The sequence below is a fragment of the Nocardioides anomalus genome (genome assembly GCF_011046535.1).
Taxonomy (GTDB): domain Bacteria; phylum Actinomycetota; class Actinomycetes; order Propionibacteriales; family Nocardioidaceae; genus Nocardioides; species Nocardioides anomalus.
Window position 1 is genome coordinate 1382474 of sequence record NZ_CP049257.1, and the last position, 19635, is coordinate 1402108.

Consider the following 19635-nt stretch of genomic DNA (forward strand, 5'->3'; position numbering starts at 1 on the left):
CTAGGGTGCGCCGACCCCCGGCTCGACGGCCGCGGCGAGCAGGTCCTCCACCGGCACCCGGAAGCCTGCCTTCTCGGGGCTCGTCGCGGCGAGCTGCTCGGTGACGGTGACCGTGCCGGTCGGGGTGGTCGCGATGACCTGGCGGCGGAACACCCGCTCGTCGGGGTTCACCTCGTCCAGCTCGGACACCGGCACGCGCGCGAAGGTGAGATCCCAGCTGCGCCCGACCCGTTGGGTCTGCACGGCGCCGGTGTTGACCACGGCGAGCTCCTGGACGACGGCCGGCCGGCCGTCGGCGCCCGTCGTGGGCGTGCAGGAGACGTAGCCGAGCGCCATCCGGTCCCGGCAGTACGCCGCCGGATCGGTCAGCGTGTCGCCGCGCCGCAGCTCGACGGTGAAGAAGTGCCAGCCGCCCTCGGACGGTCCCAGACCCAAGAGGGTCGCGTCGCCCTGGCGGCGCGTGCTGGCCACGGGCAGCGGACCTGCCGCGGGCTCGAGCTCCGCCCGTACGTGGGCCGCCCAGCCGCCCTGTGTCGAGCTCGGCTGCGCCACCGGCTCGTCCCCGAGGGCGAGCGGGACGGCGGCGGCCGCGACCGCCACGACCGCGGCCGCGGCAGCGCCCGCGACGAGGCGTCGGGCGCGCAGCCGTCGACGACCGAGGGCGACGGGCACCCGGGCGTCCAGGCCGTGCGGGGGCTCGGTGGCCGCGACGTCCTCGCGGAGCAGGGTGGCGAGCTGGTTCATCGGGTCTCCTGGAGGTCGAGCTCGGGCAGCCGCTCGCGCAGCGTGGCGAGGGCGCGGGCGGTCTGGCTCTTGACGGTGCCGTCGCTGATCCCGAGCAGGCGGCCGACCTCGGCGACGGGCAGGTCGTCGAGGAAGCGCAGGGCGACGACGGCGCGCTGGCGGTCGGGCAGCGCGGCGAGGGCGGCGCCGAGGTCGGGTCCGTCCGGGACGGGCGCGGCGCGGTCCGGCAGGTCCTCGGTCGGCGTCTCGGGGCGGTGCCGGCGCAGGTGCGAGAGGCACTCGTTGACCACGACCCGGCGCGCGTAGGCCAGCCGGGTCTCCTCCCGCACGCGCGGCCACGCGACGTACAGCTTGGCGAAGGCCTGCTGGGTCAGGTCCTCCGCGACGTGCCAGTCGCGCACCACGACGTAGGCCGTGCGGCGCAGCGCGGTCGCCGTGCCGGCGTAGAACTCCGTGAACTCCCGCTCACGGCGGTCGCGTCGCACCACACTGCTTGTACGTCGTGGGCCGCGCGTCAGGTTGTCACGGGGTCAGTCGACCTCGATGGTCTCGGCGCCGGTCATCCGCGCGAGCTCGTCGTAGGTCGTGCTGAACACCGCCGCCGGGTGCCCGGCGGCGGCCCACACCACGTCGTACTGCTGGAGCTGGACGTCGAGCCACGTCGGTACCGGGGCGGGGTGGGCGAGGGGCGAGACGCCCCCGATGACCTGCCCGGTGTGCTCGCGCACGAACTCCGGCTTGGCCCTCGTGAGGGCCGGTACGCCGACCCGCCGCGCGGTCGCCTCGGTGTCCACGCGGTGCGCGCCCGAGGTCAGGATCAGCACCGGGGAGCCGTCGGCGTCGAAGAGCAGGCTGTTGGCGATCGCGCCGACCTCGCAGCCCAGCGCCTCGGCGGCCAGTGCGGCCGTGTGGACGGAGTCGGGCAGAATGACGACCTCGCCCGTCCCGCCGAGCCGCGCGTGCGCCTCGCGGAACCGGGTGATGGACGGGTGCTCGGTGGAGACTGGCTCGGTGGGCTCGGTCACGGGCCACAGCCTAGGAAGGGGAGCGGTGAGCGCGCAGCAGCCAGCCTCGGTGACGTGGGCGGTGCGGCTCCTCTACGCGATCGTCGCGCTCGGGCTCCTCGTCACGGTGCTCATCGTGGTGCTCCACGACCAGCTGATCCGGTCCTGGGCCGAGGGCCGCCGCGACCTGCGCCGGGTCCTCGACACCCAGGGCCTGGACGCGGTCAAGAACGGCGACGTGCACGTCCCGGCGTTCGTGCCGGTGGCGATCGTGCTGTTCGTGGTGGTGGCCATGCTCATCTGGGTGCTGACCGAGTTCCTGCGCAAGGGCTACCCCTGGGCGCGGGTGGCGCTCACCGTCACGCTGTTCTTCCTCGCCGTCGGCACCATCGCCGGGCTCCGGACCGGGGCCCCGCTGACCTTCATGGTGCTGTCGATCGCCTCCTTCCCGATCGAGGCGGTGGCGGTCTTCTTCCTGTGGCACCAGGACACCGCCGCCTACCTGCGCGGCTCCTGGAACGCCCCCGGCGAGGACCGCGCCCGGGCCTGAGCCGGCCCCCTCCGACCCCGGACCCACCCTGTGGATCCGGGGTTGACGTGCTGTCCGTGCGGTGGGGTACCGTTCGAGTTGTTCGAACACGTGTTCGAACAGACCGTCGAGAGGGGACCCGCATGAGGCGCTACGCCGACCCGGTCGAGGTGCGGCAGGGCCCGCTCGACGACGACGCCCGCGGCCTGGGCGCGCAGGGCGCGAGCGAGGGGCCGCAGCAGTTCCTCTGGCACGGCCGGCTGTGGAAGGTGCGCGCCGTCCTGGCCCACTGGGTCGAGACCGGGCCGTGGTGGCACTCCGCCGGCGCGCAGGCCGCCCGGGGCGCGGACGGCGGCGCGACCGACGAGCGCACGGCGCGCGTCCCGGTCCCGCTGGGCGACCTGCTGGCCGAGCGCGAGCTGTGGCGCGTCGAGGCCGGCCGCGGCCGGACCACGCCCGAGGGCGAGCCCGACGGCGGCGGGGTCTTCGACCTGTCCTTCGACTGGACCGACGGGCGCTGGACCCTCGTCGGCTGCACCGACTAGAGACCCGCCCCGAGCCGAGAGGACGCACGACCATGGAGAACCCCCACGTCCTGCCCGCCACCACCCACTCCTACCTGGCCCGCAGCGCCGAGTCGCTGAGCGAGGCGGTGGGTGCGACCGAGGCGACGACCCGCTACGCCTGCGCGCACGTCTCCGCACTCCGGGCCGCCGCCGCGCTGCTGGCCGCGAAGGCCCGACCGGTGGCGCCGACCCGGCGCAAGCCGCAGAAGAACGCCTGGGTCCTGCTCGCCGAGGTGGCGCCCGAGCTGTCCGAGTGGGCGGGGTTCTTCGCCGCCGGCGCCGGCAAGCGGGCCGCTGCCGAGGCCGGCTCCCGCCGGGCGGTGACCGACCGCGAGGCCGACGACCTGGTCCGCGACGCCGACCGGTTCCTGGCCGTGGTCGAGCAGTCGCTCGGGCTGGCGGCGCACGCGCCCACGCTTCCCTACCTCGTGCCGCCGATCGCCGCGCCCGGGACGGGCGGCACCGTCACCGCGCTGCGCGACCGCCGCGTCGGCTGACGGCGCGCTGAGCGGAGACGACCTGGACCCACCACCACGAGGAGGACGCACCCCGCATGTCCGACCCGTTCGTGCACCTGCACGTCGCCTCGGGCTACTCCCTGCGCTACGGCGCCTCCCACCCGCACACGCTGGTCGAGCGGGCCGTCGAGCACGAGATGGACACCCTCGCCCTCACCGACCGCGACGGGACCTACGGCGCGGTGAAGTTCGCCCGGGCCTGCTACGCCGCGGGCATCCGGCCGGTGCTCGGGGTCGAGCTGGCCCACCACCCGACCCAGCCGTGGGGTCCGCCGCGACCGCGCCCGCGGACGCCGGTCCGCGGCGGGGCGCTGCGCGACCCGGCGCCGAGCGCGCCGGGTGGCCTGCCCCGGGTGACCTTCCTGGCCAGCGCCGACGGCCGGGGTGGCGGTCGCGCGGGCTGGGCCGCTCTGTGCCGGCTGGTCTCGGCCACCCACCTGGCCGGCGAGCGCGGGGACCCGGTGCTCGACCTCGGCGCCCTGGCCGACGGCCGGCTCGGCGGCGATCTCGGCGCGGAGGTGCGCGAGCACGTCGCCGCCGGTCACCTCGTGGTGCTGCTCGGACCGCACTCCGAGCTGGCCCGCGCGGCGACCCGCCGGCGCGACGACCTGGCCCGGGCCGCGCTCGAGCCCTGGCGGGCCCTGGTGCCGCGCACCCACCTCCAGGTCGAGCTGGTCTCGCACCGCCTGCCCGGCAGCCCGCGCGACGGCTGGGGGCCCGGCACCACCGCCCACGCCGCCCGGATGGCGCGCGTGGCCCGCGACGCCGGGCTCGGCACGGTGCTGAGCAACGCGGTCCGCTACGCCGACCGGCGCGACGCCCCGACGGTCGACGTCCTCGACGCCGCCCGCCGGCTGGTCGCCCTCGACCGGCGCCACGTCGACCGCGGCAACGCCGAGGGGTTCCTCAAGTCCGGCAAGCAGATGGCCGAGATCGCCGAGGAGGTCGCGCGCCAGTCCGGGCTCGCCGCCGACCCGGGGCGCGAGGCGCAGCGGCTGCTCGCCCACACCCGGGCGGTGGCCGACCGCTGCGCCCTCGACCCGCGCGCCGACCTCGGGCTGGGGGAGGTGCACTTCCCCGAGTTCGCGCTGTCGGGTGCCGGCACCGACGCCGACGCCATGCTCCGCGCCCGCTGCGAGGGCGCGATCGGCGACCGCTACGGCTCGGGCCCCAAGGCCGTGGTCTGGAAGCGGCTCGACGACGAGCTGCAGCTGATCCGCGGGCTCGGCTACGCGTCGTACTTCCTGACCGTCGGCGACGTCACCGACCTCATCCGCGACCTGGGGGTGCGGTGCGCCGCGCGCGGCTCCGGCGCCGGCAGCCTGGTCAACTACCTGCTCGGGGTCTCCGGCGTCGACCCGGTCCGGCACGGCCTGCTCATGGAGCGGTTCCTCTCGCCGCTGCGCGAGGCGCTGCCCGACATCGACGTCGACGTGGAGTCCGCGCGCCGGCTGGAGGTCTACGAGCGGATCCTCGACCGCTACGGCGGCGAGCGGTGCGTGTGCGTCTCCATGATGGACACCTACCGCGTCCGGCACGCCGTGCGCGACGTGGGCGCGGCGCTCGGCATGCCGCCGGCCGAGGTGGACGTCATCGCCAAGGCCTTCCCGCACATCCGGGCCCGCGACGCCCGGATCGCGCTGCGCGAGCTGCCCGAGCTGCGGGCGAGCGGGCTCGACGACGCCCGGCTCGACCTGGTCTTCCAGCTCGTCGAGCGGCTCGACGGGCTGCCCCGCCACGTCGCGGTCCACCCGTGCGGGGTGCTGCTGTCCGACGCCACCCTGCTGGACCGGACGCCGGTCGAGGCCAGCTTCGCGGGCTTCCCGATGAGCCAGTTCGACAAGGACGACGTCGAGGACCTCGGGCTGCTCAAGCTCGACGTGCTCGGCATCCGCATGCAGTCCGCGATGGCCCACGCGGTGGTGGAGATCCGCCGCACCGACGGCCTCGAGGTCGACCTCGACGACCAGGAGCAGGTCCCGCTCGACGACCCGGCCACCTACGAGCTCATCTCCTCGGCCAAGACCCTGGGCGTCTTCCAGATCGAGTCTCCGGGCCAGCGCGAGCTCGTGGGCAAGTCCGGTCTCGACTGCTTCGAGGACGTCATCACCGACATCTCGCTGTTCCGCCCCGGCCCGGTCAAGAGCGACATGGTCACGCCCTACCTCGAGGGCAAGCAGCAGTGGCGCGCCCCGACGCACCTCCACGAGGACCTGCGCCCGATCCTGCGCGGCACCTACGGCGTGGTCGTCTTCCACGAGCAGGTCATCGAGATCATCGCCCAGCTCACCGGCACCACCTTGGCGGAGGCCGACGAGCGGCGGCGGGCCCTGGGCGACGTCGAGGGGATGGCCGAGACCAAGGTCTGGTTCTTCCCGCGCGCGCTGGCCCGGGGCTACCCGCTGAGCGTGGTCACCCGGATCTGGGAGGTGCTCAAGGCCTTCGCCTCGTTCGGGTTCTGCAAGGCCCACGCCGCGGCCTTCGCGCTGCCGACGTTCCAGTCCGCCTGGCTCAAGACCCACTGGCCGGCGCACTTCCTGGCCGGCGTGCTCACCCACGACCCGGGGATGTACCCCAAGCGGCTGATCCTCGACGACGCCCGCCAGCTCGGCATCGTCATCCTCGGCCTCGACGTCAACAGCAGCGAGAAGGAGTACGTCGTCGAGCGCGTCGCGCCCGACGTCCGCGCGGGCGCCGGGGCGCAGCGCCGCGACGGCATCCGGCTCGCCCTGGCCGAGGTCAAGGGCATCAGCGAGGGCGAGGTGGAGCGGATCGTGGCCGCCCGGCCCTACCACTCGCTCACCGACTTCTGGCAGCGCGCCCGCGTCTCGCGCCCGGTGGTGGAGCGGCTGGTGCTGGCCGGCGGCTTCGACGCGGTCTACGGCATCGACCTCGGTGCCGAGGGGGTCTCGCGGCGCAACCGGGTGACCCGCCGCGACCTGCTGCTCCAGGTGGCCGGGCTCGACCGGCACGCCCGGGCCGTCGAGCGCGCCGGGCGCAGCCGAGGCCTGGGTCGTGCGCGCACGCCGTCGGCGTCGGGCAGCCGGGAGGGCTCGGTGGCCCGGGCCAAGGCCGACGACGCCGCGGCCCGCAACAGCTCCGACCACCGGGTGCGCGACAGCGTGCCCGAGCTGGAGCGGCACCCGCTCGGCGACGCCGGCGTGTGGGCGCGCGCCGCCGCGCAGTCGCGCGCCACGCCGGCGCCGCCGCCCGTGGACTCGGTCCAGCTCACCCTCGACCTTGGTGACGAGCCGGCCGAGGGCGAGGTGTCGGGGCTGCCGGAGCTGACGCCCGAGGAGCGGATGAAGGCCGAGCTGGAGATCCTCGGCCTCGACGCGAGCCGGCACGTCGTCGACTCCTACGCCGCCTTCCTCGATGAGCTGGGCGTGGTGCGCAGCGCCGGCCTGCTCCGCGAGCGCAGCGGCTCCGAGCTGCTCGTCGCCGGGGTCAAGGTCGCCACCCAGACCCCACCGATCCGCTCCGGGCGGCGCGTCGTGTTCCTCACCCTCGACGACGCCACCGGCCCGGTCGACGCCACGTTCTTCGAGGACGCGCAGGGTCCCTACGCCGCCACCGTCTTCCACTCCTGGCTGCTGGTGGTGCGCGGCGTGCTGCGCCGCACCGGCTACCGCGGCGTCTCGCTGCGGGCCACCGGCTGCTGGGAGCTGCCGGTGCTCGCCGCGCTCTGGCGCCGCGAGGGCATCGAGGCGGTCCGCGAGCGGCTGGCCGTCGTGCCCGAGGGCTTCGGCGCCGTCGGTGTCGAGCTGGCCGCCGCGGGCGCGGCGCAGTCCCGGTCGTCGCGGCCCGTCGTGGCCAAGCCGCCGACCTCCCCTTCGAGAGGCTCGGGACCCGGCGACCCCGAGGCGGAGGCCGGGACCGGCCAGCACACCGCAGGTGGCATGGCGCGGCGCCGGGTGCTCATGCACTCGAGCGGCTTCGCGCTCTCGCCGTACGCCGACGTCAAGCCGGCCGGCGAGGACACCCGCGAGGTCGCCCGCAAGCTGTGGCACCGCAGTCCCGGGAGCCCGGGGTGACGGCGCCGAGGCGCGTCGACGGGTGCGCCCTAGGCTGGGCGGCATGCCCGGGACCGCCAGCGAACGCCGCGACAGCGCCCGCACCGTCGTGGTCTGGGACGACCTCGCCGAGGTGCTCGACGGCCCGACCCTCGACGTGCTCGACATCGGCGGCGGCACGGGTGTCTCCGCCGTCCGGGTCGCCCAGCGCGGCCACCGGGTCACCGTGGTCGACCCCAGCCCGGACGCCCTCGCCGCGCTGGCCCGCCGGGCCCGCGAGGTCGGCGTCGAGGTCGCCGGGCTCCAGGGCGACCTCGGCTCGCTGGCCGACCTGGTCGAGCCGGCCAGTGCCGACCTGGCCCTGTGCCACGGCGTCCTCGAGGTCGTCGACGACCCGGCCGCAGCCCTGGCCGCCCTGGCCGGCACGCTGCGCCCCGGCGGCCGGCTCTCGCTGCTGGTGGCCCAGCGTCACGCCGCCGTCATCGCCCGCGCCATGGCGGGTCACCTCGGCCAGGCCCTCGCCCTCCTCGACGACCAGGGCGCGACCGGCCGCACCGGCCGCCGGTTCACCGCCGACGAGGCGACCGCCCTGCTGGTCGGGGCCGGGTTCCGGGTCGGCACCGTGCACGGCGTCCGGGTCTTCGCCGACCTGGTCCCCGGAGCGCTCCTCGAGCTCGAGCCCGGCACGACCGCCGCACTGCTCGACCTCGAGCGGGCCGTGGCCGAGCGAGCGGAGTACCTCCCGCTGGCCACCCAGCTGCACGTCCTCGCCACCCGCTGACCCCGCCCGGGGCGCGCGGTGAGCGCGTCCCCGGCCACGGGCGATGCCGTCACCACCCCGATCCTGCACGTGGACATGGACGCCTTCTACGCCTCGGTGGCCACCCGCGACAGGCCCGAGCTGCGCGACGTCCCGGTCATCGTGGGCGGCGGCTACCGCGGCGTGATCCTGTCGGCCAACTACCACGCTCGCGCGTACGGCGTCCGCTCCGGCATGCCCTCGACCCGGGCGCGCCGGCTGTGCCCCGACGCGGTCCGGGTGCCGGCCGACCACGAGCTGTTCGGGACGGTGTCGCGGGCGGTGGTGGAGAACTTCCGCCGGGTCACCCCGCAGGTCGAGGTGGTCTCGCTGGACGAGGCGTTCCTCGACGTCCGCGGCTCCACCCGACGCCTCGGCACGCCGATCGAGATCGCCGAGCACCTGCGCGCGGTGATCCACGACGAGCAGGGCATCACCTGCTCGGTCGGCGTCGCCGCCTCGATCTCGGTGGCCAAGCTGGCCAGCCGGCGGGCCAAGCCCGACGGCGTGGTCGTGGTGCCGCCGCAGGAGATCACCTCCTTCCTGCACCCGCTCGACGTGGGCGAGCTCTACGGCGTCGGGGAGAAGACCCAGGCTGTGCTGCACCGGCTCGGGCTGGTCACCGTGGGCGACGTCGCGCACACCCCGCTGCGCACCCTGCAGCGCGCCGTGGGGGAGGGCCTCGGCCGGATGCTGCACGACCTGGCCTGGGGGCGCGACACCCGCGCGGTCACGCCGGGGCGGGTGAGCGTGTTCGGGTACGGCGGCGACCCCGACAAGTCCATGGGCGCCCAGGAGACCTTCGGCCGCGACATCGACGACCGCGAGGTGATCCTGCGCGAGGTCCTCACCCTGAGCGCCAAGGTGGCCGAGCGGATGCGGGTGGCCGGCGTCGCCGGCCGCACGGTCTCGCTCACGGTGCGGTTCGCCGACTTCACGACCCTCACCCGCGCCCGCACGATCCCCGAGGCGACCGACGTGACCCAGGAGATCTACCGCGCCGCCGTGCGCCTCTACGACGCCCTCGGTCTGCAGCGCGCCCGGCTGCGGCTGGTCGGCGTGCGGGTCGAGGGGCTGGTGCCGCGCAGCTCGGTGCACCGGCAGGGCGTCCTGGGCGAGCGCGACCGCGGCTGGTCCGAGGCCGACCGCGCCGTGGACCGTGCCACCCGCCGCTTCGGGCGGGCCGCGGTGCAGCCCGCGAGCCTGCTCGACCGGGCCGCCGGACGCGATGAGGCGTCCTCCACCGGGCCGCCCGGGGCGCGGTCGGAGCGGTCCACAGGTGAGGCGCCTCTACCCGTGGGTACTAAATCTTCGGAACACTCCTAGTGAAGCGCGGAGCCCCTGCCTACACTTGGCTCTGATCCACCGCCGCGCACCCGCGCGTCAGGCCCCTGTGGGAGGAACGGTGCCACTCTCCGAAGAGGAGCTGCGACTGCTCGAGCAGATGGAGCGCGCCCTCGTCGAAGAGGATCCGAAGTTCGCCTCCACCCTGCGCGGGACGTCGCTGCGCCGCTCGGCCCGCCGCCGCGCCATCGCCGCCGGCGTGGTGTTCGTGCTCGGCATCGCGCTCCTCATGGGCGGCGTGATGATCGCCAACCACAAGGTCGGCTTCACCATCGGCATCGCCGGCTTCGTGGTCATGCTCGCCTCGGCCACGGTCGCGCTCACCTCGATGCGCAGCCAGCACACCGCCGCGGCCCCGCCGCCCGGCTCGGACGACCCGCGCCTGCACCACCCCTCGCGCGGCGGCTTCCAGGTCATCGACGGCGGCCGCACCTCGCGCCTGCGCCGCCCCCGCCGGGGCGGGCGCGGCAGCGCGGGCACCTTCATGGAGCGCATGGAGGAGCGGTGGCGCCGCCGCCGCGAGCAGGGCGGCTTCTGAGCTCAGCGGTGATGCACCGCACCCACGCACGCCGCGACACCTGAGCAGGCCCCGGGAGACCGGGGCCTTCGCCGTTCCCGGCGCCCGCGCACCCGTGGGCTGCCGGCGCCAGGACGGCGCCAGGACGGCATCAGGCCGAGCCGGCCGGGCAGCCCGCCGGCGCCACCGGCGTCGGGCCGGGGCCGGGTGGCGCGGTTGCCGGTCAGCGGTTGCCGGTAACGGTGGCCCCGGGGCGCAGGGCTGGCCGGTCGGGCCGGGGCCTCAGCCGACCCGGTCGACGACCTTGCCGGTGAGCGCGGGCTCGGCCGGCCCGGCGGTGGGTGCACGCCGCGGCGCCGGGCGGGTGAAGACCGAGCGCGGCCACCAGTCGGCCGTGCGCCGGGCGCGGCGGGGGGCCCCGCCGTACAGCGCGTCGACGCACGCCTGCATCTCGGCGCGGTAGGTGCCGTGGTCGGTCTCGTCCGGCCGGGCGTAGCGCAGGCGCTCGAGGGCGTGGACGAGCCGGTCGAGGGCGAAGACGGCGTCCGGGTTCGTGTCGACCCCGCGGCGCGGGCGCTCGGGCGTGTACTCGTCGCGGCTCGCCCCGAACAGCCGGACCAGCGCCTCCCGGGTCTGCCAGGGCGAGCGCCGGGCGGGCCAGGCCAACCCGAGGTCGATCGCGGTGTCGCGCAGCTCGTCCCAGGCCTCCTCGGGGCCGAGGTCGCCGCGCTGGTCACGGCGCCGGCGGCGCAGGGTGCGCGGGCCGAGGGCGACGACCAGGACCACGACGACGAGCAGCACCGCGACGAGCAGCCAGACCCACGGGAAGCCGCTCTCGTCGGTGGACTGGTCGGCCTGGGTCTGGGTGTCGTCGGCCGTGTCGGGGCGGTTGTTGTCCTGCGCGGGGTTGGCCGCGGACTCGCTGTCGCCGGCGGTGGCCGTGACGTCGTCCGCGGGGTTGCTGATCGTCTCGGTGGTGTACGACGGCACGCCGCTCGCGCGGGTCGGGGGCGTGGGCTCGAAGCGCACCCAGCCGGAGCCGGCGAAGAACAGCTCGGGCCAGGCGTGCAGGTCGTGGGCGCTGTACTCCCACGTGTCCGGCGCGATCTGCTCGGGCTGGAGGAACCCGACCGCGACCCGGGCGGGGATGCCGAGCTGGCGGGCCATCACCGCCATCGCGGCCGCGAACTGCTCGCAGTAGCCGGTGCGCCCGTTGTCGCCCGGCGTCAGGAACGTCGCCAGGTCGTCGGCGCCGTTGCTGAGCGAGGTGTCGAGGGAGTAGGTGAAGTTGTCGGGGTCGCGGAACCAGTTCTGGAGGGCGACGGCCTTCTGGAAGCGCGTGGGGGCGTCGGCGGTGACCTCGAGGGCCAGCTGGCGCACGATCGGGGCCAGGTTGCCGGGCACGCTGGTGAGCTCACGCGGGACCAGGCCGCTGACCGCGCCGGCGTCGGCCAGCCGGTCGGCGCTGTAGTCGAGCTGGATGCCCCGGACGTCCCAATCCATCCCGGCCGTGTCGAGGTCGTCGTCGCCGGCGATGAAGTCCATGGTCGAGGAGTCGTAGCGCCAGTCGCCGGGTGCCTCGACCGAGGCGACCTGTGCGGTGGTCGGCAGCCAGATCGAGGTGAAGTCGCTGGTCGCGGAGAAGGAGTAGTCGTACTCCTGGCGCGGCAGCAGGGTGGAGACGCCGACCAGCGCGGGCATCGGCCCGTCCGCGGTCTGGCCGGTCGGCACCTCACGGTCGCCGGAGCTCCACTCGTTCGAGGAGAACCGGTTGAGCACGGCGATGCGGAGGTAGGCCGGGTTGGGGTCGTCGGTCCGGAAGCGCACCAGCGGGACGTCGCGGCCGCGGACCAGGTCGCGGCGCAGGTCGACCATCGGGTTCTTGATGTTGATGTCGTCGCTGCCGCCGGCGCCGGCCCCGAAGTCGAACAGGTGGATGCTGAACGTCGGGATGATGAGCGGCACCACCACCGCCAGCGCCGTGGCCACGCCCCCGATGGCGCGGGCGCCGGTGCGCGGCCAGGTGGCCACGGCCAGCGGCTTGGGGGCCACGCCGCCGCCGTGGTCCTCGGCCAGGATCGGGCCCCACCGCGCGACCTGCTCGGACTCGGACAGGAAGATCATCACGAGGAAGCCGATGGCGGTGAGGGTGAACAGCAGCCAGTGCGGTCCGTCGCCCGTCATGCTCACCGGGATGCTGTAGACCAGCAGCAGCGGCAGCCCGGCCAGCGGGACCCGGCGCAGCGTGCAGGCGAGCACGTCGGTCAGGAGCAGGCAGGCCGCGCCGCCCGCGATGAGCAGCGGGTGCACGCCGGGCGCCTCGGCCGGGACCGGGGGAGCGTAGGTGTTGGCGGAGTCGACCGCGTCGGTGAAGGCCAGCTGCAGCCGGTCCCAGGCTTCGCCGAACGGCAGCGGTGAGCCGCAGACGTAGGCGCTGACCACCATGCCCACCAGCAGCAGCTGGACCACGACCAGGAGCAGGCGCGGCACCCGCCACCAGCGTCCGAGGGCTCCGGTCCCGGCCACGATGAGCGCGAGGACGAACAGCGGCCCGAGGGTCCGCCCGTACGCCTCGGTGAAGCCCTGCCAGGACAGCAGCGAGATCAGCGTCGTCGCGGCCGCCACCGCGGACAGCCCCACGAGCGTGACCGGGTGCGAACGGCTGGTCACCGGGCCACCCCCTCGGTCGGCACCACGGTCGGGTCCCCGGCCTCCGGCGGCGGCGCCGGTACGTCGTGCACGCCGCGCGAGCGCGAGCTCTGCGTGTGCCGGCGGCCCAGCTCCTGCCAGACCGCCTCGAGCCGGTCGGCCGGGCGCAGCGCCACCGAGCGCCAGCCCATCTGGGTCAGCATCGTGGCGGCGTCCTGCCCGGCGGCGTCGGGGGAGAGCCAGGCGTTGACGTCGACGGCCACGGCCAGCGCGGAGCCGCTGTGGGCGTGCATCCGCCGCAGCACCGGGACGTCGCGGTGGTCGACGTGGCCGAGGACCGCGACCAGGAGCCCGTCACCGCCGGCCTCGGTGAGCCAGCCCGTGTCGAGGTTGGGGCGGGCGATGGGCTCGACCACGGCGAGGGCCTCCAGCAGCGGTCCGGTGTTGAGGTCGGCGTTGCGGGTGTGCCAGTCGTGGCCGCTGTCCTCGCCGGCCGCGGTGACCAGGCGCACCGTGAAGCCGCGCTTGCTCAGGTGGACCGCGATCGAGGCGGCGGCGGAGACGGCGGCCTCCAGCGAGGAGGCGATGCCCTGGCCGCGGTGGGCACCGAGGCGGGTGTCCAGGAACAGCGTCGCGCGCGACTCCCAGGGCTGCTCCTCGCGGCGGACCATCAGCTCGCCGACGCGGGCGGAGCTGCGCCAGTGCACCCGGCGCAGGTCGTCGCCGCGGCGGTACTCGCGGACCGTGACGTCCTCCGAGCTGCCCATGGCGAAGGCCCGCGGTCGGTTGTCGCCGGACCCGGTCCAGGCGCCGCCGAGCGGGATCTGGGAGAGCGCCACCGTGCGCGGCGTGACCGTGAGCGGCACCGTCGTGCGGAACGCGCGGCCCAGCTCGACCAGTCCGAACGGGTCCTTGACCCGCACGGTCACCGGCCCGATCTCGAAGCGGCCGCGCACGTCGGAGCGCACCTGGTAGGTCACGTCGCGGTGCCAGCCGTGGCCGATGCCCTCGAGCACAAACCGCGGACGGGTGCCGAGCACGTAGGGCAGGTGGTCCTCCAGGAGCAGCACGCCGCTCGGCGTGCGCCCCTCGTTGGACAGCGACAGGCTCACCGAGGCGGGCTGGCCCGCGGTGACCAGCTGCGGGTGGACCGTGCGGACCAGCGCGAGGCGGTAGCGGCTGCGACCGATGAAGAAGGCGCTGACGAGGGGGAGGGCGAGCACGAGAACGCCGACCCGGCTCAGCGACGGCTGGCCGAGCAGGATCGCGCACACCACAGCGGTCACGCCGGCGGCCACGAAGGCCCGGCCGCGGACCGTCAGCCCCGAGAGCGCCTCTCGCACGGTGCTACTCGCCCGCCGGCACCGGCACGCTCGAGACGATGCCGTCGAGGATCGCGCCGGTGGAGCGACCGCTCATCGACGCCTCGACACTCGGCAGCAGGCGGTGGGCCAGCACCGGGCGGGTGAGGCCGTGGACGTCGTCGGGGAGCACGTAGTCGCGACCCTGGATGGCCGCCATCGCCTTGGCCGCCCGGACCAGGTGCAGCGTCGCGCGCGGCGAGGCGCCCAGCGACAGCTCCTCGGTGCGCCGGGTGGCGGCGGTCAGCGCCACGGCGTACCGCTGCACGGCGGGGGAGACGTAGACCTGGCCGACGATCCCGATCAGCTTGCGGATCTCGCCGGCGTCCGCGACCGCCTCGAGGTCGTCGAGCGGGTTGGCCTGGGTGTGCGAGTCGAGCATCGCGATCTCGGCCGCCTCGACCGGGTAGCCCACCGACACCCGCGCCATGAACCGGTCGCGCTGGGCCTCGGGCAGCGCGTAGGTGCCCTCCATCTCGATGGGGTTCTGGGTCGCGATGACCATGAACGGCTGCTCGAGCTGGTAGGTCGTGTTGTCCACGGTGACCTGCCGCTCCTCCATGCACTCCAGGAGGGCGGACTGGGTCTTGGGCGAGGCGCGGTTGATCTCGTCGCCCACCACGATGTTGGCGAACACCCCGCCCGGCCGGAACTCGAACTCCCGGCTGTTCTGGTTGAACACCGACACGCCCGTCACGTCCGAGGGCAGCAGGTCGGGCGTGAACTGGATGCGCCGCACCGAGCAGTCGATGCTGCGCGCCAGCGCCTTGCTCAGCTGGGTCTTGCCGACCCCCGGCACGTCCTCGATGAGCAGGTGGCCCTCGGCCAGCATCACGACGAGCGTGGACTGCACGACGTCGGCCTTGCCCTCGATGACCTTCTCGATGTTGGTGCGGATGCGACCCACGACCCGGGCCAGCGTCTCCAGGTCGGCTCCCGCAGCACGGGCTCCCGCAATCGGCGTCTCCACGTCGGTCCCTTCCCACTCCCTTATCTGCGACCACGGTAGGGCGTCCCGGCAACTTACGGGTTGGGCGGGGAGACCCTGCTCCTCCTGACGGTCACGATCCCGCATCGGTTCACGCCGAGGAGCCGGACCCGACCACACCGCTCGGCGCGCCGAACCGGGCCGGTTCGTCACGAGCGTGCCGAGCACGTCGTGCCGAAGGCGCGACAGATGGAGCGGTTGTGGCGATTTGTGGTTGACGGTGGAGGGAAGTGGAGTACTGTGGTGGAAAGTGGAGGAAACAGCCACGGAGGTGGAGGGGCCCGATGTTCTTCATGGGCACCTACACGCCGAAGCTCGACGACAAGGGGCGGCTGATCCTCCCGGCCAAGTTCAGGGACCGGCTGGCGGAGGGGCTCGTGGTGACTCAGGGGCAGGAGAAGTGCCTCGACGTCTTCCCGTCGGACGTGTTCATGGAGGAGGCCGACCGCGCCCGCGCCAAGGGGATGACCTCGCGCAGCGGGCGTGACCAGATCCGCATGCTCTTCGCCTCGGCGGAGGAGGTCGTGCCGGACAAGCAGGGCCGGATCGCGGTCCCGCCGCCGCTGAGGGAGTACGCCGCGATCAGTCGCGACGTGGTCGTCATCGGCGCGATGGACCGGGTGGAGATCTGGGAGCCGTCGCGGTGGCGCGACTACAACGCCGCGGCCCAGGAGAACTTCGCCGAGCTCGACGAGGACGGCGTACCGCAGGACTAGCAGGACCCAGCAGGACAGCAGGACAACTCAACAGGGGTTCGCAGGGCGAGGTCTCGGCCCGCTCCACGCCACTCGGGTGTCTCCTGACTCACCTTCCCCGGTGTCAGGCGACGTCCCACCCCGGGTGGGCCAGCGGCGACGACCCAGTCACCTTCCCCGGTCTGGGACCGCCACGGCACCGCCTCCTGGGTCACCTTCCCCGGTCCCAGGCGGCAGGACGGGCCTGAGACCTGGCCCTGCGAACCCCACCCCTCCACTTCCCCCCACCACCGCAGTGGTCCGTACGTCGAAGGGTCGATCGATGCACCCGCCCGTCAGCACGACCGAGCCGCCGCCGGCGCCGCGCCGGGTGCGCGACCAGGCGCGCGAGGCCCTGGTGCTGATGGCGTTCTCCCTCGGCACCTCGCTGGCCCTGGCCACGGCGTTGCTGGTGATCGACCACCTCGGCCAGCAGGGCTGACCCGGAGATGACCGGCCCCGCCCACGTCCCCGTCCTGCTGGACCGGGTCGTGGCCCTCCTGCAGCCCGCGCTCGACCGCGAGGGCGCGGTCCTCGTCGACGCAACCCTCGGGCTGGGCGGCCACTCCGAGGCCGTGCTCACCCGCTGCGGCCTGGCCCGCGTCGTCGGCATCGACCGCGACCCCGAGGCCCTGCGCCGGGCGGGGGAGCGGCTCGCAGCGTTCGGGGAGCGGTTCACGCCGGTCCACGCGGTGTACGACGAGCTGCCCGACGTGCTCGACGAGCTCGGCCTGGACGCGGTGGACGGCGTGCTGTTCGACCTCGGCGTCTCGTCGATGCAGCTCGACGTCCGCGAGCGCGGCTTCGCCTACGCCGAGGACGCGCCGCTGGACATGCGCATGGACGGCACGACCGGACCGACCGCGGCCGACGTCCTCAACACCTACCCGGCCAAGGAGCTGACCCGGATCCTGCGGGAGTACGGCGAGGAGCGGTTCGCCTCCAAGATCGCGGCCGCCGTGGTGCGGCAGCGGGAGCGGACGCCGTTCACCACGTCGGCGCCCCTGGTCGAGCTGCTGTACGCCGAGATCCCGGCGCCCGCCCGGCGCACCGGCGGCCACCCGGCCAAGCGGACCTTCCAGGCCCTGCGCATGGAGGTCAACGACGAGCTCGCGGTCCTTCGCCGCGCGGTCCCGGCCGCGATCGACGCGATCCGGGTCGGTGGCCGCGTGGTCGTCGAGTCCTACCACTCCCTCGAGGACCGGCTGGTGAAGCAGGCCTTCACCGCGGTCACCCGCTCCACGGCGCCGCCGGACCTGCCGGTGGTGCCCGAGGAGCTCGAGCCGGCCTACCGGCTGCTCACGCGCGGCGCCGAGCAGGCCGACGCCGACGAGATCGCCACCAACCCGCGCGCCGCCTCGGTCCGGCTCCGCGCGCTCGAACGGACCAAGGCCTCCACGCCCAGCAAGCCCAGGGGAGCAGCAGCATGAGCAGTCCGGCCATCCAGCTCCGTGAGCGCCTCCCGCGGATCGCGGAGGACGCCGTCGCCAAGGCGCGGCTCACCGTCGTACCCCGTCGCCGGGTCAGGGCCGCGCGGATGCCCTTCGTGACCCTGGTCAGCCTGGTGCTGCTCGGCGGGGTCGTCGGGCTGCTCTGCTTCAACACCCAGATGCAGCAGGCGTCCTTCGCCGCCACCGCCCTGGAGAAGCAGTCCACCAGCCTCGCCGCCCGCGAGCAGACCCTGCACGACGAGCTCCAGGAGCTGCGCAGCCCGCAGCACCTGGCGACCGAGGCCCAGGCCGCCGGCATGGTCGTCCCCGACAGCGCCTGCACCGTGCGGCTCGCCGCCGGGACCACCGAGTCCGACTGCACCCCCGCGACCGCGGACAACACCCCCCGCCTGAACCCGGAGAAGCCGAAGCTCCCGCACGTCTACGCCCCGGCGCCGTACGTCGTCACCGTGGCGCCGCCCCCGGGCAGCGGGAACGGCCACCACGGCCGGCACAAGAACCAGCAGCACCAGGCCGACACGGCTCGTCGCTGACGCGAATCGGCGTCACACGAGAGCACACTGACCACACCCGTCACACCGACCACGAGGACCACAGGCAGCGACCGTGCCCCGCACCAGCCGACCGGACCCCCGCCTGAGCCGCCGCGGCTCGCCCCAGTTCCGGCTGCGCGCCGGCTTCGTGATGATCGCGATGGTCCTGTCGCTGTTCGGGGCCCGCCTGGTCCAGCTCCAGGGCCTCGACCCGGAGCAGTACGCCGCCATGGCGGCGGCCGAGGGCACCGTCGACGTCGTCCTGCCGGCCACCCGCGGCGACATCCTGGACCGCAACGGCCAGCCGCTGGCCCAGTCCATCGAGGGCGTCGCGATCATCGGCGACCCGACCATGACCGCCGACCAGGCGCCGCAGATCGCCAAGTTCCTGGCCGAGCAGCTCGACGTCGACTACTTCCGGGTGCTGCCCCTGCTGCGCGAGCACAAGACCAAGACCGGCGAGCCGGCCCGCTTCGAGTACCTCGCCCGCCACGTCCCCGCCACGGTCGGCGAGCAGGTCCTGCAGCAGGCGGAGAGCCGGCACTTCGAGGGCCTGACCTCACTGCGCGACCCGGTGCGGACCTACCCCGGTGGTGACATCGGCGCCAACATCACCGGCTTCATGGGCATCGACAAGCCCTACGGCGGCCTGGAGGAGGTCTTCGACAAGGACCTGTCCGGCCAGGACGGCAGCGAGAAGTACGAGGTCGGCGACGGCAACCGGATCCCGCTCGGCGACAGCGTGACCAAGCCCGCGCGCGACGGCCAGGACCTGCACACCACGATCGACCGCGACCTGCAGTGGTACGCCCAGCGCACCCTGCGCCAGGCCGTCGAGGACGCCAAGGGCGACTCCGGCATCGCCGTGGTCATGGACACCCGCACCGGCGAGGTGCTGGCGCTGGCCGACGACCCGACGTTCAGCGCCTCGGACCCTGCGGCCGCGAAGGTGAAGGACCGGCGCGCCCGCTCGCTCAACCTGGCCTACGAGCCGGGCTCGGTGGAGAAGGTGCTGACCCTCTCCGCGCTCATCGACGCCGGCAAGGCCACCGCACGCGACCGGCTGCTGGTGCCCGGGGAGCTGGACCGCCAGGACCGCGTCATCCACGACCACTGGGAGCACGGGCTCATCAAGCTCACCCTGGCCGGCGTGCTGGCCAAGTCGTCGAACGTCGGCACCGTGCTGGCCTCCGACAAGTTCGCCCCCGGTGAGCTGCGGGCCTACCTCGCCAAGTTCGGCCTCGGCCAGCCCACCAACGTCGGGCTGGGCGCGGAGTCGCGGGGCAACCTGCCGGACCCGGCCCTGTGGACCTCGCAGGTCGGCGACCGGATCGCGTTCGGCCAGTCGCTCTCGGTCAACGCCATGCAGATGACCGCCGCGGTCAACACCATCGCCAACAAGGGCGTACGGGTGGACCCGACGCTGATCCAGGGCGAGGCGCGCCGCGACGACGGCATGGAGATCGGCACCGACGTCTCCACCACCCGCCGCGTGGTCTCGGCCGACGCGGCCCGCCAGATGACGCTGATGATGGAGCGGGTCGTCGACGAGGACGACGGCGTCGCGCCGGCCGCCAACGTCCCGGGCTACCGCGTGGCCGGCAAGACCGGCACCGCGCAGCGCGTGGTCACGTGCACGGTCAACGGCGTCAAGCAGGGCTGCTACGACGGGAGCAACACCGTCTCCTTCGCCGGCTTCGCCCCGGCCGAGGACCCCCGCTTCACCGTCTACGTCGTGATCCAGAACCCGCGGATCTCCGGCGCCGGCGGTGGCAGCACGGCCGGCCCGGTCTTCTCCAAGCTCATGGGCTACGCGCTGCACCGCTACGGCGTGGCCCCGAGCCACCGCAAGCAGACCGTCCTCCCCGTCGAGTGGTAGACACCA

The 19635-nt window shown here is 74.4% G+C and carries 18 protein-coding genes; 12 read left to right on the plus strand and 6 right to left on the minus strand.

The window, feature by feature from the left end:
- From G5V58_RS07080 to G5V58_RS07090, 3 genes are read right to left on the minus strand one after another with little or no spacing between them, the layout of a single operon-like run.
- Window positions 1–744: a hypothetical protein gene (locus G5V58_RS07080; protein ID WP_165230360.1), complete on the minus strand. Its 744-nt coding sequence runs from the start codon at window positions 742–744 to the stop codon at window positions 1–3.
- Window positions 741–1229 (minus strand): SigE family RNA polymerase sigma factor, encoded by a 489-nt coding sequence (locus tag G5V58_RS07085; RefSeq protein WP_165230362.1) that lies wholly within the window; start codon window positions 1227–1229, stop codon window positions 741–743. The genes G5V58_RS07080 and G5V58_RS07085 overlap by 4 nt, the downstream gene beginning before the upstream one ends.
- A gap of 45 nt (window positions 1230–1274) precedes the next feature.
- On the minus strand, window positions 1275–1769 hold the full coding sequence (locus G5V58_RS07090) for a YbaK/EbsC family protein (RefSeq protein ID WP_165230364.1): 495 nt from the start codon (window positions 1767–1769) through the stop codon (window positions 1275–1277).
- Window positions 1770–1794: 25 nt separating this feature from the next.
- On the opposite strand from G5V58_RS07090, the gene G5V58_RS07095 reads away from it, so the two are divergent.
- The 7 genes from G5V58_RS07095 (at window position 1795) to G5V58_RS07125 (ending at window position 10055) form a co-directional block, all read left to right on the plus strand.
- A complete protein-coding gene (locus tag G5V58_RS07095; protein WP_165230366.1) occupies window positions 1795–2298 on the plus strand; it encodes a hypothetical protein in 504 nt (167 codons plus the stop codon).
- A gap of 122 nt (window positions 2299–2420) precedes the next feature.
- Complete coding sequence (locus G5V58_RS07100) at window positions 2421–2822, plus strand: DUF6504 family protein (protein WP_165230368.1); 402 nt, start codon at window positions 2421–2423, stop codon at window positions 2820–2822.
- Between the two features lie 32 nt (window positions 2823–2854).
- The gene (locus G5V58_RS07105) at window positions 2855–3340 is read left to right on the plus strand and encodes an SAV_6107 family HEPN domain-containing protein (protein ID WP_165230370.1); all 486 of its coding nucleotides are present in this window, start codon (window positions 2855–2857) and stop codon (window positions 3338–3340) included.
- A 56-nt stretch (window positions 3341–3396) separates the two neighbouring features.
- Entirely contained in the window at window positions 3397–7395 is a 3999-nt protein-coding gene (locus G5V58_RS07110; protein ID WP_165230372.1) for a DNA polymerase III subunit alpha, read from the plus strand.
- A gap of 43 nt (window positions 7396–7438) precedes the next feature.
- Window positions 7439–8155: a methyltransferase domain-containing protein gene (locus G5V58_RS07115; RefSeq protein WP_165230374.1), complete on the plus strand. Its 717-nt coding sequence runs from the start codon at window positions 7439–7441 to the stop codon at window positions 8153–8155.
- 18 nt (window positions 8156–8173) lie between these two features.
- The gene (dinB, locus tag G5V58_RS07120; protein ID WP_230487147.1) at window positions 8174–9499 is read left to right on the plus strand and encodes a DNA polymerase IV; all 1326 of its coding nucleotides are present in this window, start codon (window positions 8174–8176) and stop codon (window positions 9497–9499) included.
- A gap of 79 nt (window positions 9500–9578) precedes the next feature.
- Entirely contained in the window at window positions 9579–10055 is a 477-nt protein-coding gene (locus tag G5V58_RS07125) for a DUF3040 domain-containing protein (RefSeq protein WP_165230376.1), read from the plus strand.
- Window positions 10056–10316: 261 nt separating this feature from the next.
- On the opposite strand, the gene G5V58_RS07130 is transcribed toward G5V58_RS07125, so the two are convergent.
- From G5V58_RS07130 to G5V58_RS07140, 3 genes are read right to left on the minus strand one after another with little or no spacing between them, the layout of a single operon-like run.
- The gene (locus G5V58_RS07130; protein WP_165230379.1) at window positions 10317–12704 is read right to left on the minus strand and encodes a transglutaminase family protein; all 2388 of its coding nucleotides are present in this window, start codon (window positions 12702–12704) and stop codon (window positions 10317–10319) included.
- Window positions 12701–14026 carry a DUF58 domain-containing protein gene (locus tag G5V58_RS07135; RefSeq protein ID WP_165230382.1) on the minus strand — a complete coding sequence of 442 codons (1326 nt, stop codon included), beginning with the start codon at window positions 14024–14026 and terminating at the stop codon, window positions 12701–12703. Before G5V58_RS07135 ends, G5V58_RS07130 begins: the two co-directional genes overlap by 4 nt.
- Window positions 14027–14030: 4 nt before the next feature.
- A complete protein-coding gene (locus tag G5V58_RS07140) occupies window positions 14031–15014 on the minus strand; it encodes an AAA family ATPase (protein WP_268991264.1) in 984 nt (327 codons plus the stop codon).
- A 302-nt stretch (window positions 15015–15316) separates the two neighbouring features.
- Between G5V58_RS07140 and mraZ the strand changes: the two genes are divergently transcribed.
- From mraZ to G5V58_RS07165, 5 genes are all read left to right on the plus strand, one after another.
- Window positions 15317–15748, plus strand: coding sequence for a division/cell wall cluster transcriptional repressor MraZ (mraZ, locus tag G5V58_RS07145; protein WP_165230385.1), 432 nt, complete (start codon window positions 15317–15319; stop codon window positions 15746–15748).
- 301 nt (window positions 15749–16049) lie between these two features.
- Window positions 16050–16208 (plus strand): hypothetical protein, encoded by a 159-nt coding sequence (locus G5V58_RS07150; RefSeq protein ID WP_165230388.1) that lies wholly within the window; start codon window positions 16050–16052, stop codon window positions 16206–16208.
- Between the two features lie 7 nt (window positions 16209–16215).
- Window positions 16216–17196 (plus strand): 16S rRNA (cytosine(1402)-N(4))-methyltransferase RsmH, encoded by a 981-nt coding sequence (rsmH, locus tag G5V58_RS07155; protein ID WP_165230391.1) that lies wholly within the window; start codon window positions 16216–16218, stop codon window positions 17194–17196.
- The gene (locus G5V58_RS07160; RefSeq protein WP_165230395.1) at window positions 17193–17750 is read left to right on the plus strand and encodes a hypothetical protein; all 558 of its coding nucleotides are present in this window, start codon (window positions 17193–17195) and stop codon (window positions 17748–17750) included. The genes rsmH and G5V58_RS07160 overlap by 4 nt, the downstream gene beginning before the upstream one ends.
- A gap of 73 nt (window positions 17751–17823) precedes the next feature.
- The gene (locus tag G5V58_RS07165; RefSeq protein WP_230487148.1) at window positions 17824–19629 is read left to right on the plus strand and encodes a peptidoglycan D,D-transpeptidase FtsI family protein; all 1806 of its coding nucleotides are present in this window, start codon (window positions 17824–17826) and stop codon (window positions 19627–19629) included.
- Window positions 19630–19635 lie beyond the last annotated feature (6 nt).

Bases quoted from the DNA above. Each gene is read 5' to 3' on its own strand.
- G5V58_RS07080 (WP_165230360.1), bottom strand. From the start codon at position 744: ATGAACCAGCTCGCCACCCTGCTCCGCGAGGACGTCGCGGCCACCGAG.
- G5V58_RS07100 (WP_165230368.1), top strand. From the start codon at position 2,421: ATGAGGCGCTACGCCGACCCGGTCGAGGTGCGGCAGGGCCCGCTCGAC.
- G5V58_RS07105 (WP_165230370.1), top strand. From the start codon at position 2,855: ATGGAGAACCCCCACGTCCTGCCCGCCACCACCCACTCCTACCTGGCC.
- G5V58_RS07110 (WP_165230372.1), top strand. From the start codon at position 3,397: ATGTCCGACCCGTTCGTGCACCTGCACGTCGCCTCGGGCTACTCCCTG.
- G5V58_RS07115 (WP_165230374.1), top strand. From the start codon at position 7,439: ATGCCCGGGACCGCCAGCGAACGCCGCGACAGCGCCCGCACCGTCGTG.
- mraZ (WP_165230385.1), top strand. From the start codon at position 15,317: ATGTTCTTCATGGGCACCTACACGCCGAAGCTCGACGACAAGGGGCGG.
- G5V58_RS07150 (WP_165230388.1), top strand. From the start codon at position 16,050: ATGCACCCGCCCGTCAGCACGACCGAGCCGCCGCCGGCGCCGCGCCGG.
- rsmH (WP_165230391.1), top strand. From the start codon at position 16,216: ATGACCGGCCCCGCCCACGTCCCCGTCCTGCTGGACCGGGTCGTGGCC.
- G5V58_RS07160 (WP_165230395.1), top strand. From the start codon at position 17,193: ATGAGCAGTCCGGCCATCCAGCTCCGTGAGCGCCTCCCGCGGATCGCG.